General features: G+C 68.3%; 13 protein-coding genes. 4 read left to right on the forward strand and 9 right to left on the reverse strand.

Going from position 1 to position 13,422, the window contains the following annotated elements; translation table 11 throughout:
- The first annotated feature begins 57 nt into the window (after nt 1–57).
- Complete coding sequence (locus tag ACFWF1_RS32085) at nt 58–684, forward strand: NAD(P)-dependent oxidoreductase (RefSeq protein ID WP_379285459.1); 627 nt, start codon at nt 58–60, stop codon at nt 682–684.
- Nucleotides 685–686: 2 nt separating this feature from the next.
- Here ACFWF1_RS32085 and ACFWF1_RS32090 read toward each other — a convergent pair whose 3' ends face one another.
- Complete coding sequence (locus tag ACFWF1_RS32090; protein WP_379285457.1) at nt 687–1,949, reverse strand: MFS transporter; 1,263 nt, start codon at nt 1,947–1,949, stop codon at nt 687–689.
- A gap of 203 nt (nt 1,950–2,152) precedes the next feature.
- Here ACFWF1_RS32090 and ACFWF1_RS32095 point away from each other — a divergent pair, with 203 nt between their 5' ends.
- Nucleotides 2,153–2,956 carry a VOC family protein gene (locus tag ACFWF1_RS32095; protein WP_379285455.1) on the forward strand — a complete coding sequence of 268 codons (804 nt, stop codon included), beginning with the start codon at nt 2,153–2,155 and terminating at the stop codon, nt 2,954–2,956.
- Nucleotides 2,957–3,020: 64 nt separating this feature from the next.
- Here ACFWF1_RS32095 and ACFWF1_RS32100 read toward each other — a convergent pair whose 3' ends face one another.
- From ACFWF1_RS32100 to ACFWF1_RS32110, 3 genes are all read right to left on the reverse strand, one after another.
- The gene (locus ACFWF1_RS32100) at nt 3,021–3,584 is read right to left on the reverse strand and encodes a hypothetical protein (RefSeq protein ID WP_379285453.1); all 564 of its coding nucleotides are present in this window, start codon (nt 3,582–3,584) and stop codon (nt 3,021–3,023) included.
- A gap of 120 nt (nt 3,585–3,704) precedes the next feature.
- Complete coding sequence (locus ACFWF1_RS32105) at nt 3,705–4,376, reverse strand: response regulator (protein ID WP_379285451.1); 672 nt, start codon at nt 4,374–4,376, stop codon at nt 3,705–3,707.
- Nucleotides 4,373–5,605, reverse strand: coding sequence for a sensor histidine kinase (locus ACFWF1_RS32110; RefSeq protein ID WP_379285449.1), 1,233 nt, complete (start codon nt 5,603–5,605; stop codon nt 4,373–4,375). Before ACFWF1_RS32110 ends, ACFWF1_RS32105 begins: the two co-directional genes overlap by 4 nt.
- A 148-nt stretch (nt 5,606–5,753) precedes the next feature.
- On the opposite strand from ACFWF1_RS32110, the gene ACFWF1_RS32115 reads away from it, so the two are divergent.
- Nucleotides 5,754–6,641 carry a sterol desaturase family protein gene (locus ACFWF1_RS32115; RefSeq protein ID WP_379285737.1) on the forward strand — a complete coding sequence of 296 codons (888 nt, stop codon included), beginning with the start codon at nt 5,754–5,756 and terminating at the stop codon, nt 6,639–6,641.
- Between the two features lie 42 nt (nt 6,642–6,683).
- Here ACFWF1_RS32115 and ACFWF1_RS32120 read toward each other — a convergent pair whose 3' ends face one another.
- Together ACFWF1_RS32120 and ACFWF1_RS32125 are read right to left on the reverse strand one after the other, a co-directional pair.
- Complete coding sequence (locus tag ACFWF1_RS32120; RefSeq protein WP_379285448.1) at nt 6,684–7,490, reverse strand: nuclear transport factor 2 family protein; 807 nt, start codon at nt 7,488–7,490, stop codon at nt 6,684–6,686.
- An 87-nt stretch (nt 7,491–7,577) separates the two neighbouring features.
- Nucleotides 7,578–8,555, reverse strand: a complete 978-nt coding sequence (locus tag ACFWF1_RS32125; protein ID WP_379285447.1) for an SDR family NAD(P)-dependent oxidoreductase — start codon at nt 8,553–8,555, stop codon at nt 7,578–7,580.
- An 86-nt stretch (nt 8,556–8,641) separates the two neighbouring features.
- On the opposite strand from ACFWF1_RS32125, the gene ACFWF1_RS32130 reads away from it, so the two are divergent.
- On the forward strand, nt 8,642–9,985 hold the full coding sequence (locus tag ACFWF1_RS32130) for a TIGR01777 family oxidoreductase (protein ID WP_379285446.1): 1,344 nt from the start codon (nt 8,642–8,644) through the stop codon (nt 9,983–9,985).
- A 9-nt stretch (nt 9,986–9,994) separates the two neighbouring features.
- Here ACFWF1_RS32130 and ACFWF1_RS32135 read toward each other — a convergent pair whose 3' ends face one another.
- From ACFWF1_RS32135 to ACFWF1_RS32145, 3 genes are read right to left on the reverse strand one after another with little or no spacing between them, the layout of a single operon-like run.
- Complete coding sequence (locus ACFWF1_RS32135) at nt 9,995–11,251, reverse strand: class I SAM-dependent methyltransferase (protein ID WP_379285444.1); 1,257 nt, start codon at nt 11,249–11,251, stop codon at nt 9,995–9,997.
- On the reverse strand, nt 11,248–11,970 hold the full coding sequence (locus ACFWF1_RS32140; protein ID WP_379285443.1) for a DUF1365 domain-containing protein: 723 nt from the start codon (nt 11,968–11,970) through the stop codon (nt 11,248–11,250). Before ACFWF1_RS32140 ends, ACFWF1_RS32135 begins: the two co-directional genes overlap by 4 nt.
- Nucleotides 11,967–13,274 (reverse strand): NAD(P)/FAD-dependent oxidoreductase, encoded by a 1,308-nt coding sequence (locus ACFWF1_RS32145; RefSeq protein WP_379285441.1) that lies wholly within the window; start codon nt 13,272–13,274, stop codon nt 11,967–11,969. The genes ACFWF1_RS32140 and ACFWF1_RS32145 overlap by 4 nt, the downstream gene beginning before the upstream one ends.
- Nucleotides 13,275–13,422: the final 148 nt, after the last annotated feature.

The raw sequence follows: 13,422 nt of genomic DNA on the forward strand, positions 1-13,422 counted from the left end.
ATCGTTCGGAACGATCAGTGATCGTTACGATCACTGATCGAGAGACTAGGAGTTGCTATGAAGGTGATCGTTTTCGGAGCCGCCGGACGAGCGGGTCGAGTAATCGTGACCGAGGCGCTGACCGCCGGCCACGATGTCACCGCGGCGGTCCGCGACCCGGCAAAGCTGTCAGCGGCCGACCGGCAACGGCTCACCGTGGCCCGTGCCGACGTCCGCGACCCGGACAGCGTGCGCGCGGCCGTCGCGGGTCACGACGCGGTGGTGAGCGCGATCGGCCCCGCGGGCCGGCATGCCGACGGCCTCTATTCCGACGCCGCCCGCGCCATGGTCTCGGCGATGCGATCCGCCGGAGTGCCCCGCCTGATCGCCATCACCTCCAGTGGCGTTCGCCGAGACGACCCGAATCACGCACTGTGGTACCGCCTGCTGGCACGAACCCTGATGAACGAGCTCTACGGCGACATGCGCCTGATGGAATCGATCATCAGCGAGTCCGCCGTGGACTGGACCTTCGTCCGCCCCACCCGGCTGACCGACGACCCGCCGACTGCGACCTACCGCGTCGTGGACGGCGAAACTCCAAGCGGCGGTTGGAAAGTGCCGGTAGCCGACCTGGCCCGTTTCATCGTCGGTGAACTAGCTGAGTACCGCTGGTCGCACGCCGCGCCCACCCTCGCTCACTAGGCTCACACTTCATCCAAGGCACGTCTGCCGGTGATCGGACCCCACACCCCGACGAGCGCGACCATCACGAGCAACGCGACGGTGATCACCGAGAACACCAGCCCCGGCCCGTTCGCCCGGTCGAGCAGCGGCAGCAACAGGAACGGCAGCAGCGCGGTGCTCACCTTCGACAGTGAATAGGTCGCGCCGGATGCGGTGCCGCGCACCGCGGTCGGGAACGACTCCGGCAGGTATGCGTGGATGGCGTCGGAGAAGACATTGCTGGCGATGGTGAACAACCCGCCCGACAACAGGATGAGCGGCACGCTGGTGGCGAAGCCGAAGGTCAGGCCGAACAGCGCCATCAGTGTCGCGGTCCCCATCACGAGATACTTGCGTTCTATCCGCTCCATCAACGGGATCGCCAGCAGCGACCCCAGCGGGTAGCCGAGATAAGTGATGGCCAAGTAGCTCAACGAGGTGACCACCTCGAATCCCTTGCGGTCCAACACGAGTACCGCCAGGGTGCCGAATCCGTAGTAGCCGAACACCTGCAGGATCATCACGGCGGAGAACAGCGTCGTCTTGCCGCGGTACGGCGGCCGGACGATCGCGCTGAACGGCAGGCCCTGCGTCTTGTTCTGCTGCCGCGCAAGCCAATGCGGCGACTCCGGCATGTCCCGCCGGGCGACGACCACCACCGCGGCGCCGAGCCCGCCGATCACGAACAACCAGCGCCAGCCGTCGACACCGAAGGGCTGCAACGGAACCAGCCATTTGGCGAGGAACCCGACGGTCGGCACCGCACAGAACCCGATCGTGTACGCCATCGCGATCATCCGCCCGCGCACCTGCGGTGGAACCACTTCCGACAGATAGGTGTCCGACACGGTCATCTCGGCGCCGATCCCGAGCCCGGCCAGGAATCGCGTCGCCATCAGGAACATGATGTTCGGACTGAACGCGCCGAGCAGCGTGAACCCGGAGTACAACGCGATGTTGATCATGAACATCCGCCGCCGGCCGAACACATCCGACAACCGCCCGATCACCAGCGCGCCGAGGAACTGCCCGGCGAACGCCGACGCCAGGATCCCGCTGAGCTGAAACGTGGACAGGTGCATCTCCTGCTTCAGCACCCCGGTGATCGTCCCGGCGAGGAACAGCTCATACAGATCGAAGAACAGTCCGGCACCGACGAGCGCCACCAGCTTGCGATGAATGGGACGAACCGGAAGCTCGTCCAGCCGTAGCGGTTCCCGCCCGACGTCGGATGTTGTGATCATCCCGCCATACTCCTGATCAAGCCCCCTTCCGGCAACAAATCAGCGTGGTGTGTCCGGTTCGTGTCGCTTGCCCGTCCGTTGCCGGAACGTGCCCATCCGGAACGCCGATTCCGCCCTGCCCGGCAGTAGCCCGGTGGTTGACTTGCCGCGTGCCGGCCGCGTCCGGCCGCACATCAGTACACCGAGGTCAGGAGGCCACGGATATGCCCACTCATGACGGAAGCTGGCCACAGGGGACACCGTGCTGGGTCGACACTCAGGTCGACGACACCACGCGGGCCCGCGAGTTCTACGGAGACCTGTTCGGCTGGGAAGTCCTGGATAGCCCGCCGGACGCGGGCGGCTATCTGATGGCGCTACGCCACGGCAGGCCCGCCGCGGGGATCGGGCTCAAGCCGGACGGTATGGCGATGCCGTCGGTGTGGACCACCTACTTCGCCGCCGACAGTGCCGATGAGATCGCCGAAAAGGTCACGGCGGCAGGCGGTTCGGTAATGATGCCGCCGTTCGACGTGCTCGATGTCGGCCGGATGTTCGTCGCCGCCGACCCGGTCGGCGCGGTCTTCGGCGTGTGGGAGGCCAAGGCGCACAAGGGCGCAGGCGTCTACAACGAGGACGGCGCATTCTGCTGGAACGAGCTGCACACCGACCAGTACAAGCAGGCGCAGGAGTTCTACGCGGCCGTATTCGGTTGGCACTACACCGAAATCGGCGACGGTCAGGATTTCGTCTATTCCACCTTCGGCCTGACCGAGGGCAGCGACCCGGTCGGCGGCATCAACGACGCGAGCAAGACACCCGGCGACTCCCCGTCGTTCTGGCTGACCTGGTTCCAGGTGGACAACACCGATGCGGCCGTCACCAAGGCGACCGAACTCGGCGCGACGGTCCTGATGGGCGTGCACGACAGCCCGTTCGGCCGGATGGGTGTGCTGCAGGGCCCGCAGGGCGAGGCGTTCGGCGTCGTCGATCCCACGACAGTGAGTGAGCCGCCGGCAGGCGCGTAACCGGTACGGAAGATAGATATAAGGAAGGGTCAGCGTTTCGGCGCTGGCCCTTCGTCTGTTCGAACTATCGCTTTTTGATCGGGGGAACCGCCACATCGGCCCGTCGAGTGGTCACCTTGACAGCCCTGTTCTCCGCTGCCGCTGCGGCATTGGCCAGTTCGACGTTCTCCGGAGCGGCGGCGGCCTCGTCAGCGGCCCGAGCGGCTCGATCGGCTTCGAATGCGCCGAGGAAGCTGGCGGTGGCGTCCTCGGTGGCGAGGACGGCGGTCAAGGCGGCGTGGGCCGCGTCGGCGGCGGCTTGGGCGGCAGTGGCAGCCGATGAGGCGGCCTCGGCAGCCTTCGTCGCGCTGTCGATCCCGGTGTGGATGGTGTCGCGCGGGCCGACGCTGGTCTTCGCCTTACCGCCGGTTTTCGCGCTCGGAGTGGCGGCGCGGCCGGCGGATTCGGCACGGTCGCGAGCACTGGCGGCCCGCTGCCGCGCCTGGTGGATCAGGGCTTGCTGCTCGACCGAACGAGCACCGGGTGCCTGGCCGCTGCCGTCGTGGGCGGCCGCGACGCCGACTCCGGTAAGAATCAACGCCGAACATGCGAGGACCAGGACAACGGCTCGGGGGCGATCCCTACGCATAGCGCTCCATCCCTCGAAGAAGACCAGACAGTCCGATTCACCGTACGTCCCATTAGTCGGATTTGCGAAGACCTCCGGTGGCGCGCCGTGTCGCATCCCCGCTGGTCACCGGCCTGTTGATCAGCGATATCCCGGCGGGTTGCGAGCGACCAGACCGTGCTCGTGGGCATAGACGACCGCGTGGATGCGATCGCGCACACCGAGTTTGGCGAGCACGCGGGAGACGTGGGTCTTGACCGTTTCCTCACCTACGCCGAGCAATGCGGCGATCTCGGCATTGCTGCGGGCATCGGCGAGCAGCAGCAACACCTCCAGCTCGCGCGCGGTGAGATGTTCGACCTCCGGCGGCGTGTGCGGCGGGGCGAGGGTGGTCGCGAACCGGACGGCCAGTCGGCGCGTCATCGACGGATCGATCAGCGCGTCCCCACGGGCGGCGATGCGGATGGCGGCGACGAGTTCCTCCGGCGGCAGGCTCTTCAACAGAAACCCGCTCGCTCCGGCCCGCAGCGCGCGATAGAGATTGGCGTCGCTGTCGTAGGTGGTGAGCACCAGCACGTGCGTGCCGCCCGCCGCGACGATCGCCTCGGTGGCGGCCAGCCCGTCCAGTTTCGGCATGCGCACGTCGAGAATCGCGACATCCGGTCGCAGCCTCGCGGTTTCGGCGATAGCCGCGCGACCGTCGCTGACCTCGGCGACGCAGTCGAAATCGGCTTGGCTGTCGACGACCGCGCGCAGTCCGGAGCGGAACATGCTGTGATCGTCCGCGATCAGCACCCGGATCGGCCGGTTCATGATCCGCCGATCGGGACGGAAACCGTGGTGTGCCAAGAGGTTCCGGATGAATCAGGCCCGTAGTCGAGTTCGCCGTCGAAAAGCTCGGTGCGACGACGGATCCCGCCGAGGCCTCGGGGCACGGCGGTATCGCTGGAATTCGGTACGGAGGGAATCGGATTGGTAGCCCGGATCACCACGCGATTCGGCTGATACACCACCGCGAGCCGCGCATGCGCGCCGTCACCGTGCCGCAACGCGTTGGTCAGCATCTCCTGCACGATCCGATACACCGTGACATCCAACGACTCCGGCAACTCGGCCACCGAACCACGCACGGCGACTTCGACGGTCAATCCGGCGGCCCGCACATGTTCGATCAGTCCGTCGATATCGACCAGCCCGGGCTGTCGCTGTCCCGCGTCGTCGCGGCCGTGCAGCAGATCGAGCTGGCGCCGCAGATCCACCATCGCGGCTCTGCTACTCGACTCGACCGCCGACAGCGAACGGGTCGCCGCAGCATTCGTGTTGTCCGCCATGGCCATTCGTGCCGCGCCCGCATGGATCCCGATGGCGCTCACGTGATGCGAGATCACATCGTGCAGGTCCCGCGCGATCGCCGCCCGCTCCTCGGTCACCGCTCGCTCCACCGCGACCTGATGCTCCTGTCGCCGCAACCGCTCCCGCTGCTCCAGATCGGCGATGTACGCGCCGCGGGCCGCCGTGTACCGGCCGACCAGCCACGGCACACAGCCCGCGGCCACCGTCGACGTGAGCATCAGCCGCCAGTCATGCCCGGCATGACCGCGCGACAACAGATGGGCGGTGACGACGCCGCCGCACAGCAGGAGCATGGTCGACACCGACTTCGGTCCGGAAAGCCAGGCTCCGGTGCGATACCCGGCAACCAATAGCCCGACCCCGGCGAACTGCCCGTCGAAACCGTGCCGATGCAGCAACCAGGCGGCCGCCAGCCGGACCACGACCTGGGCCACCGCGACCACGCCCGCGGTACGTGGCGGCGCGGCCAAGGCCAGATCACTGACAACGATGCCCGCCATCACCGCACCGGTCTGCCACGGCGCGACGGCGAATACGCCACACAGTCCGAGCCCGACGGCGTCGATCAGCGCCGCGACCGCCGCGACCACCAGCGACTGCCGGGCCAGCGACCTGCTCACGTCCAACAGTTCGCCACCACCCTCCTGGTCGTCGGAGCCGTCGCGGGCGATCCTAGCCAGCTCGGCCACCCGGCCCGCTAACTCTGCCCTGCGCACGGCGTCGTCGCGTCCCCCGCGCGGGGGACGCCGAATCCCTCGGCGGCGCGATGTTTGCGCAGGCCATCGCCCGTAGCGTCGAGATTCGACGACGGACGATCAAGGAGATCCGGTGGACCGAGTGGAGCTGTTGACCTATGCCCTCCCCGCATTCGCGTTGTTCATGGTGGTGGAGTGGATCGCGTACCGCCGGGATCCCGATCGCCCGAAGAACGGCGGGTCCGGGCGCGACACGGTGTCCAACGTGGCGACCTTCACCTTGGGGCGGCTCAGCAAACCGCTGACGCAGTATCTGATTCCGTTCTCCGCCGTGGTTGCGGCCGCCGCGATCACCCCGTTGCACCTGTCCGCGACGTCGTGGTGGGTGTGGGTGCTCGGCCTGGTGGTCACCGATTTCTGCTACTACTGGGCACATCGCGCCGACCACCGGGTCCGCCTGCTCTGGACGTCGCACAGCGTGCACCACTCCAGTGAGCACTTCAACCTGTCCACCGCGATCCGGCTGCCGTGGGTGCATCCGGTGGCCAACATCCTGCGCGGAATGGCTTGGGTGCCAGCGGCTTTGCTCGGTTTCCCGGTGTGGATGATCTTCCTGTTGCAGAGCATCGGCCTGCTCTACCAGTTCCCGATCCACACCCAGCGCGTCGGCACGCTGGGTCGCCCGATCGAGTTCCTGTTCAACACCCCGGCGCACCACCGCATCCACCACGGCTCGAACCAGCCCTATATCGACCGGAACTACGGCGGCATCCTCATCATCTGGGACCGCCTGTTCGGCAGCTTCGCCGCCGAATCCGAGCCCATCCGCTACGGCCTCACCAAGAACATCGGCACCGACAACCCGTTGAAGGTCAACTACCACGAGCTCGCCGGACTCGTCCGCGACGTGCGCGGCGCCACCACCTGGCGCGGCCGCCTCGGCTACGTTTTCGGTCCGCCCGGCTGGACCGAGCACGCGCAGGTCGCGCCGGAACCGGTGCCGCAGGCCAAGTCGGTCCAACTCACCTGAGCGAGACTGCACCGCCCGGATTCGCTTATCCAGCAGTCGTTCTCACACGCCGTCGAGGAAGAAGCGCAGGCTGGCGATGCTCGGCGAGCCCGCGGCGAATTCGACGAACGCGACGCCGCGGGTATCACCGAGACGCACCGACGCCGTCACGGTGCGACCGGCCGCGATCAGCTTGCCCCACCGCATGTTCCGCGCCCGGTTGGTGAACTCCTCCACCGAAATCGGTGTGCCCGCGGGCAATTCGACAACGGCGTAGTGCCCGAGCAGCCCGCGGACGCGGACGATGTCCGTGCTGCCCGCCGCGGCGAACAGCCGGGACGTCACGCGCCTGCCCGTCCGCCCGATCCCGCCGAGCGCCCGCATCATGCCGAGCGCGCCCTCCACGCCCAGATTGTTGATCAGCTGCGGGCCGAGTCGCAGCGCGGCGCCGAGCCCGCTCGGCCCGGTCCGCAAGAGCTGCACGATCATCGGGCCGAGTTCCCAGTGCGCGGCCAGCTGCGCGATCTTCCAGTCGCCGTCCTCCTCGGCGAGCTGGTAGCGCAGGTGCATCGGCACCGAGACCCTGGCGCCGGTCGACATGGTGGTCTCGATGGTCAGGTCGCGCACCACCGTCGGCGGCTGCACGATGTCGCGCTCGACCCGGAAGGCGATGTCGTTCGGGCCGATGAAGGTGTCGTAGAAGCTTTCGATGGCGGCGCGGCCGAGGTGCGGACGCGAGCCGACCGGGTCGTTCACTTCGGCGTCGGCGGTGAATAAGCCGACCCACGCGGACTTGTCGTGCGCGGCGACCGCGCGTGGTGACGCCTGGACGGCCGCCAGCAGCTCCGCGGCCGAGGGTTCCAGCGGCATGACAAATCCTCCGATGTCGACGATGACTCGACCCCATGGTAGAACAAGTTCCAATTGGGCCAGGGTGTCCGGTGCCGCTCGAGTCGCCTATCCGACGGCGAGACCTGCGGCTTCCCGGCAGAACAGCCACAGCCGCCAGGCCTCGTCGGCGGTGTAGCGCGTGCGGCGCAAGTAGTGCTCGGGACGTAGCCGGCGGTCGTGCCAGAACCGGCCGGACGGCAGCGTGGCCGAGGTCGCGGCGAGCCAGATCGCGGTGTCGGCACCCTCCTCGGGTGTGCGCAGCAGCGGCCGCATGAGTCGGTGGAAGCCGGGCAGCGACGTGCTGACGCCCGGCGTGTCCGCCCAGCCGGGATGCATGCTGTGTACCGAAATACCCTGGGGTGCATAGCGTTCGGCCAGCGGCGGGGTAAACGCAACCTGCATGCGTTTGGTGCGGGCGTACGCGGTGGTGCCGGAATATCGACCGTGCCGGTATTCGGGGTCGTCGACGGCGAGCCGCTGCGCGTACATACCGCCGGAGGACATCAGGATTACCCGGGACCCGTCGGCCGCGTCGAGCAGCGGCACCAGCCGGTCGGTGAGCAGCAGCGGGCCGAGCACGTGCGTGGCCAGCGTCAACTCGTGCCCGTCGGCCGTTTCGATGCGCCGTGGTGGCAGCAGACCCGCGTTGTGGATCAGCACGTCCAGCCGAGGTAGTCGCTCGTTGAGCTCGTCCGCGCAGGCCGCCACCGAACCAGGATCGGACAGGTCGCACACCGCCACGGACACCTCGGCGGAAGGATCGGCCGCGCGGATCTCCGCACCCGCCTGTTCACCACGTTCGCGGTCGCGCACGGCGAGTATCACCGAGCCGCCGAGCCCGGCCAGTCCGGCAGCGATCGCCTTGCCGATACCGGAATTCGACCCCGTCACCAGCGCCGTGCGGCCGCGCATGGCATCCGGGTGCGGGTCGTCCGCAGGCCAGCCGCGGCGGCGGAATCGAAAGCCGAGGCGGCTGTAACCCGGCGCGATCGTCCGGTCGAGCAGGGTGTCGAAGAAGGTGGGTGCTCCGGACGCATCGGTCATGGCGTAATTCTCCGGTGCACTCGCATAGTCCGGCAATAACGATGCATGAACGTTGCATTGGCCGGACTTCTCGCTAGAGTCGAGGCATGGGCATCGAGTGTTCGAGCGTCGTCGCGGCACCCCGGTCCGAGGTCTTCGACTGGTACGCCCGGCCAGGCGCGTTCGCGCGGCTCGCGCCGCCATGGCAGCCGGCCTCGGTGCTCGCCGAGGCCGATTCGCTGGCCGACGGCACCGCCGTGCTCGGCCTGCCCGGCGGGCTGCGCTGGGTGGCCAGGCACGATCCCACCCGCTACGACCCGCCGCAGCGATTCGTCGATCGGATCGCCGTCGACGGACTCGGCTCGCTGCCGACGGGCCTGCTGCTGCGCTGGCGGCACACGCACGATTTCGAGGTGGTCGACGAGACCCACACCAGGGTGCTGGATCGGGTCGAGTCGCCGGTGCCCGCGTTCGTGCTGCGCCCGATGTTCGACTACCGCTATCGGCAACTGGCGGACGACCTGGCCGCGCACGCGGACGCGGCGCGAGCGGGCTTCGCGGCCAAGACTATTGCGGTAACCGGCGCGTCCGGACTGGTCGGCTCGGCGCTCACCGCGTTCCTGACCACCGGCGGCCACACCGTGCACCGCCTGGTCCGGCATGCGCCGAAAACCGGTGAACGGCAATGGAACCCGGACGATCCCGCGCCCGACCTGCTCGACGGCGTCGACGCGGTGGTGCATCTCGCGGGTGCGTCGATCGCAGGCCGGTTCACCGACGATCACAAGCAGGCCGTGCTCGACAGCCGAATCGGACCGACCGAGCGGCTCGCCGCGCTGGCCGGTCGCGCGGGAGTGCCGACCTTCGTCAGCGCGTCCGCCGTCGGCTACTACGGCTACGATCGCGGCGACGAGCGGCTGCCCGAAGACGCCTCGCGCGGTGACGGTTTCCTCGCCGACGTGGTCGACGCGTGGGAGGCGGCCGCCGACGCCGCCCCCGGGGTTCGAGTGGTCAAGGTGCGCACCGGCATCGTGCAATCGCCGCGCGGCGGCACCCTGCGACTGCTGCGGCCGCTGTTCGCGACCGGACTCGGCGGCCGGATCGGTGACGGCGAGCAGTGGCTGTCCTGGATCGGCATCGACGATCTGGTGGACATCTACTATCGCGCACTGTGGGACAGTGCCGTGTCCGGACCGGTGAACGCCGTTGCGCCGCAACCCGTTCGCAACAGCGAATACACCCACACCCTGGCCGGTGTGCTGCGCAGGCCCGCGCTGGTTCCGGTGCCCGAGTTCGGCCCGGCACTGCTGCTCGGCGAGCAGGGTGCGCGGGAACTCGCCGCCGCGAGTCAACGGGTCGTGCCCGCCGTGCTGGACAAGGCCGGGCATCGGTTCCGTACACCGGATCTCACCTCGGCGCTGCGACATCTGCTCGGTCGCGCCCCCCGCTGAGCGGCGCGCTCAGCGGGTGAGCAGGATCTGGTGCACATCGAGGTAGCCGCATCGGAATCCGGCCTCGGCGTGCGCCAGATACAACCGCCACATCCGCCGGAAGATCGGATCGAAGCCCAGTTCCGCGACGCGGTCGGCGCGGGCATTGAACCGCTGCTGCCATAGTCGCAGGGTGTGCGCGTAATGCTCGCCCATCGACAGTTGTTCGCGGACAACGAGTTCGGTGCGGCGTCCGGCCACATCGGCGAGTAGCCGGGTGGACGGCAGAAAACCGCCGGGGAAGATGTACTTCTGCACCCAGGTGTAGGTGTAGCGGGTGGCCAGCATGCGGTGGTGCGGCATGGTGATCGCCTGGATCACCGCTCGGCCACCCGGCGCCAGCACCCGGTCGATGGTCTCGAAGAACGTCTCCAGGTATTCGTAGCCGACCGCCTCGATCATCTCCACCGAGACCACCGCGTCGAATTCGCCGCTCACCTGGCGATAGTCGAGCAGATCGATGGTGACGTGTTCGGAAAGTCCTGCGGCGGCAATGCGATTCAGGGCCAGCGCGCGCTGCTCCGTGGACAGCGTCACCGAACGCACGGTGGCGCCACGGGCGGCCGCGCGCAACGCCAATTCTCCCCAGCCGGTGCCGATTTCGAGCAGGCGAGTGCCCGGCCCGACGCCGGCGCGGTCGAGTATCCGATCGATCTTGGCCTGCTGGGCGGCGGCGAGGTCGGCCCAGCGCGGCGGCGGCGCGGTGGCCGGGAACAACGCGCTGGAATAGGTCAGCGTCTCGTCCAGGAACAGCTCGAACAGATTGTTCGACAGGTCGTAATGCCTGACGATATTGCTTCGGCTGTTCGATTCGCTGTTGCGTTCGGCGGCCGGGTGTCTCGAGACATAGAGGCGGCGCAGCGCCCGCAGCGGCGCTGGAACGAGCGTGTCGATGTTCGCGGCGAACACCGCGAGCGTCGCGGCCGGATCCGGCGCCGACCAGTCACCGGCCATATAGGACTCGCCGAAGCCGATCAGCCCGCCCACGCCGAGCCGGGCGGCGAAGTCGTCCGGGCGGTGCAGGATCAGTCGCGGCGCGTCCACATCACCACGGCCGAGCACCGTCCCGTTTGGATATTCCACCCGGATCGGCAGCGTGCGCACGGCCCGCCGGAACAGCCGGTGCGCCACTGCTGCGGCAATCGCGGCGCGAGTACCGGTCGGCACCCGCTCGACGTCGGGCCAGTGCGTCGAGGGTCGTGCCGTGACGTGCGTTTGAATACTCACCGCGAATACTCCTCGAAGTGCTTGGCCGGTCGGGGAACGAGAGGTAGGCCGCGCGCCCAGAGAATCACGCCGTGCCTGCGAATGAGCGCCGAGACCACAAGTGGGGCAAGGGGTACCGCCACTGTCGCGCGCAGGATGGTACGGACGGTGGCCGAATGGCAACGGCCGGTCATCGAGGCGGCGAAAATCGGCTGGTGCTCGGTCAGGGTGATGGATACCCGCAGGCGGTCGGTGGGCTCGGGCAGCCGCATCCGGTATTCACCGCGTACCTCGTTGAACGGGGAGACATAGAAGCGTTTCTCCGTGGTCGCGACGCCATGGTCGTCGGGGCGGACCAGGTAGCAGTGCCGTTCGCCGTAGGTGTTGTGCACCTCCGCGATGACGCAGACCAGGTCGCCGGTGCTGTCGCGGCACCAGAACAGGGTCAGCGGGTTGAACACGTAACCGAGCACTCGCGCGTTGGCGAGCATCAGGACGCGACCGCCGCGCAGGTCGATGCCGTGCTCGGCGAGGTAGCCGTCGACGTTCTCGCGCAGGGTGCGCTGCGGGTCGCCGAGATGGTCTGCGGCGCGGAACCCGGCGAACGGGCGCAGCCAGCGTGGCAGCCTCGGCATGTCGTCGAGGTCGACCAGCCAGCTGTAGCTGCGGTAGCTGAACTCGTGATGCAGCGGGGCGCGGCGCACATGGTGGATCCGGGTGCGGACGATCTGCGCCTTCATGAGGTGCGCACGGCCGCAACAGGTTTGGCTGTCCATCGCGCACCGAGCCGCTCGGCGGCGCGCAGCCCCGACAGCGCGCCGTCCTCGTGGAAGCCCCAGCCGTGATATGCGCCCGCGAAAGCAATTCGGGCACAACCGATCTCGCCGAGCCTGCGCTGCGCCGCCACCGAACTCGGGGTGTAGCGCGGATGCTGGTAGACCATTCGATCGATGATCAGCTCCGGATCGACCCGGTCGCCGTCGCCGAGGGTGACCAGGAATCGCGGCTCGTCATCGAGTCGCTGCAGGCGGGTCAGGTCGTAGCTGACCAGCACCCGGTCCGGCTGTGCCGCGCAGGACGGCAGCCGGTAATTCCAGGAGGCCCGTGCGCGCGGGGCTCGCGGCAGCACCGACGCGTCGGTGTGCAGCATCGTGTGATTCACCGAATACGGCATGGCGGAAAGGATTTCGGCCTCCGCGCCGGTCGGCTCGGCGAGTAGCCGCAGCGCCTGATCTGGATGGGTGGCGATGACCGCCGCGTCGAACATCCTGATCTCGTCCGCGTCGTCGCGCACCGCGACGCCGTCGGCGAGCCGATGCACGGCCCGCACCGGGGTGCCGACCAGCACGGTGTCGAGCCGCTCGGCGACGGCGCGGACGTAGGTGGCGGAGCCGCCGGCGACGGTGCGCCAGGTGGGGGAGCCGAACACCGTCAGCATGCCGTGATGGTCGAGGAAGGTGAACAGATAGCGCGCCGGATACTGCAGCGCGGTGCCCGGATCGCAGGACCAGACCGCCGCGACGAGCGGCGTGAGGAAGTGAGTGACGAAGTATTCGGAGAAACCGTTCGCGAAAACGAATTCCGCTACGGTGCGGCCGGTTTCGGCCTCGCGGGCCAATTCGGCGCGAGCCAGGCGATGGAACCGCGGCACCTCGGCGAGCAGGCGCAGGTAGCGGCCACGAGCCAGCGATCGTGGCGTAGCGAACAGTCCGCCCGCACCGCGGGCGCCCGCGTATTCGAGGCCGCAGCCATCACAGCGCACCGACATGCTCATGTCCGATTCCTGGGTCGCGATGCCCAGCTCGCCGAACAACCGCAGCAGCGTCGGGTAGGTGCGGTCGTTGTGCACGATGAACCCGGTGTCCACGCCGATCGCCGCGCCGTCGCGGCTGGTGACCCGGTGGGTGTCGGCATGACCGCCGAGTCGTTGGTCGGCTTCGTAGAGGGTCACCTCGGCGGACCGAGACAACACCCAGGCCGCGGTCAATCCGGCCACCCCGCTGCCGACGACGGCGATCCGGCGCGGCTCGGTGTGCTGGACCATGTGTTCCTCCTCGTCGCCGATTTTGGGTGGCCGATCGATTGCCACCGCAGTCGGGTGCGCGGGTCGCCGTCGCTGTCCCGCTGAACCGCGCCGCCGACTCTGGTGCCTCGATTATGCATCGTTTGGTCGCGACGGCAAAAGCAGAGGC

Origin of the sequence: Nocardia sp. NPDC060255 (genome assembly GCF_042727395.1) — a bacterium.
Lineage (GTDB): Bacteria > Actinomycetota > Actinomycetes > Mycobacteriales > Mycobacteriaceae > Nocardia.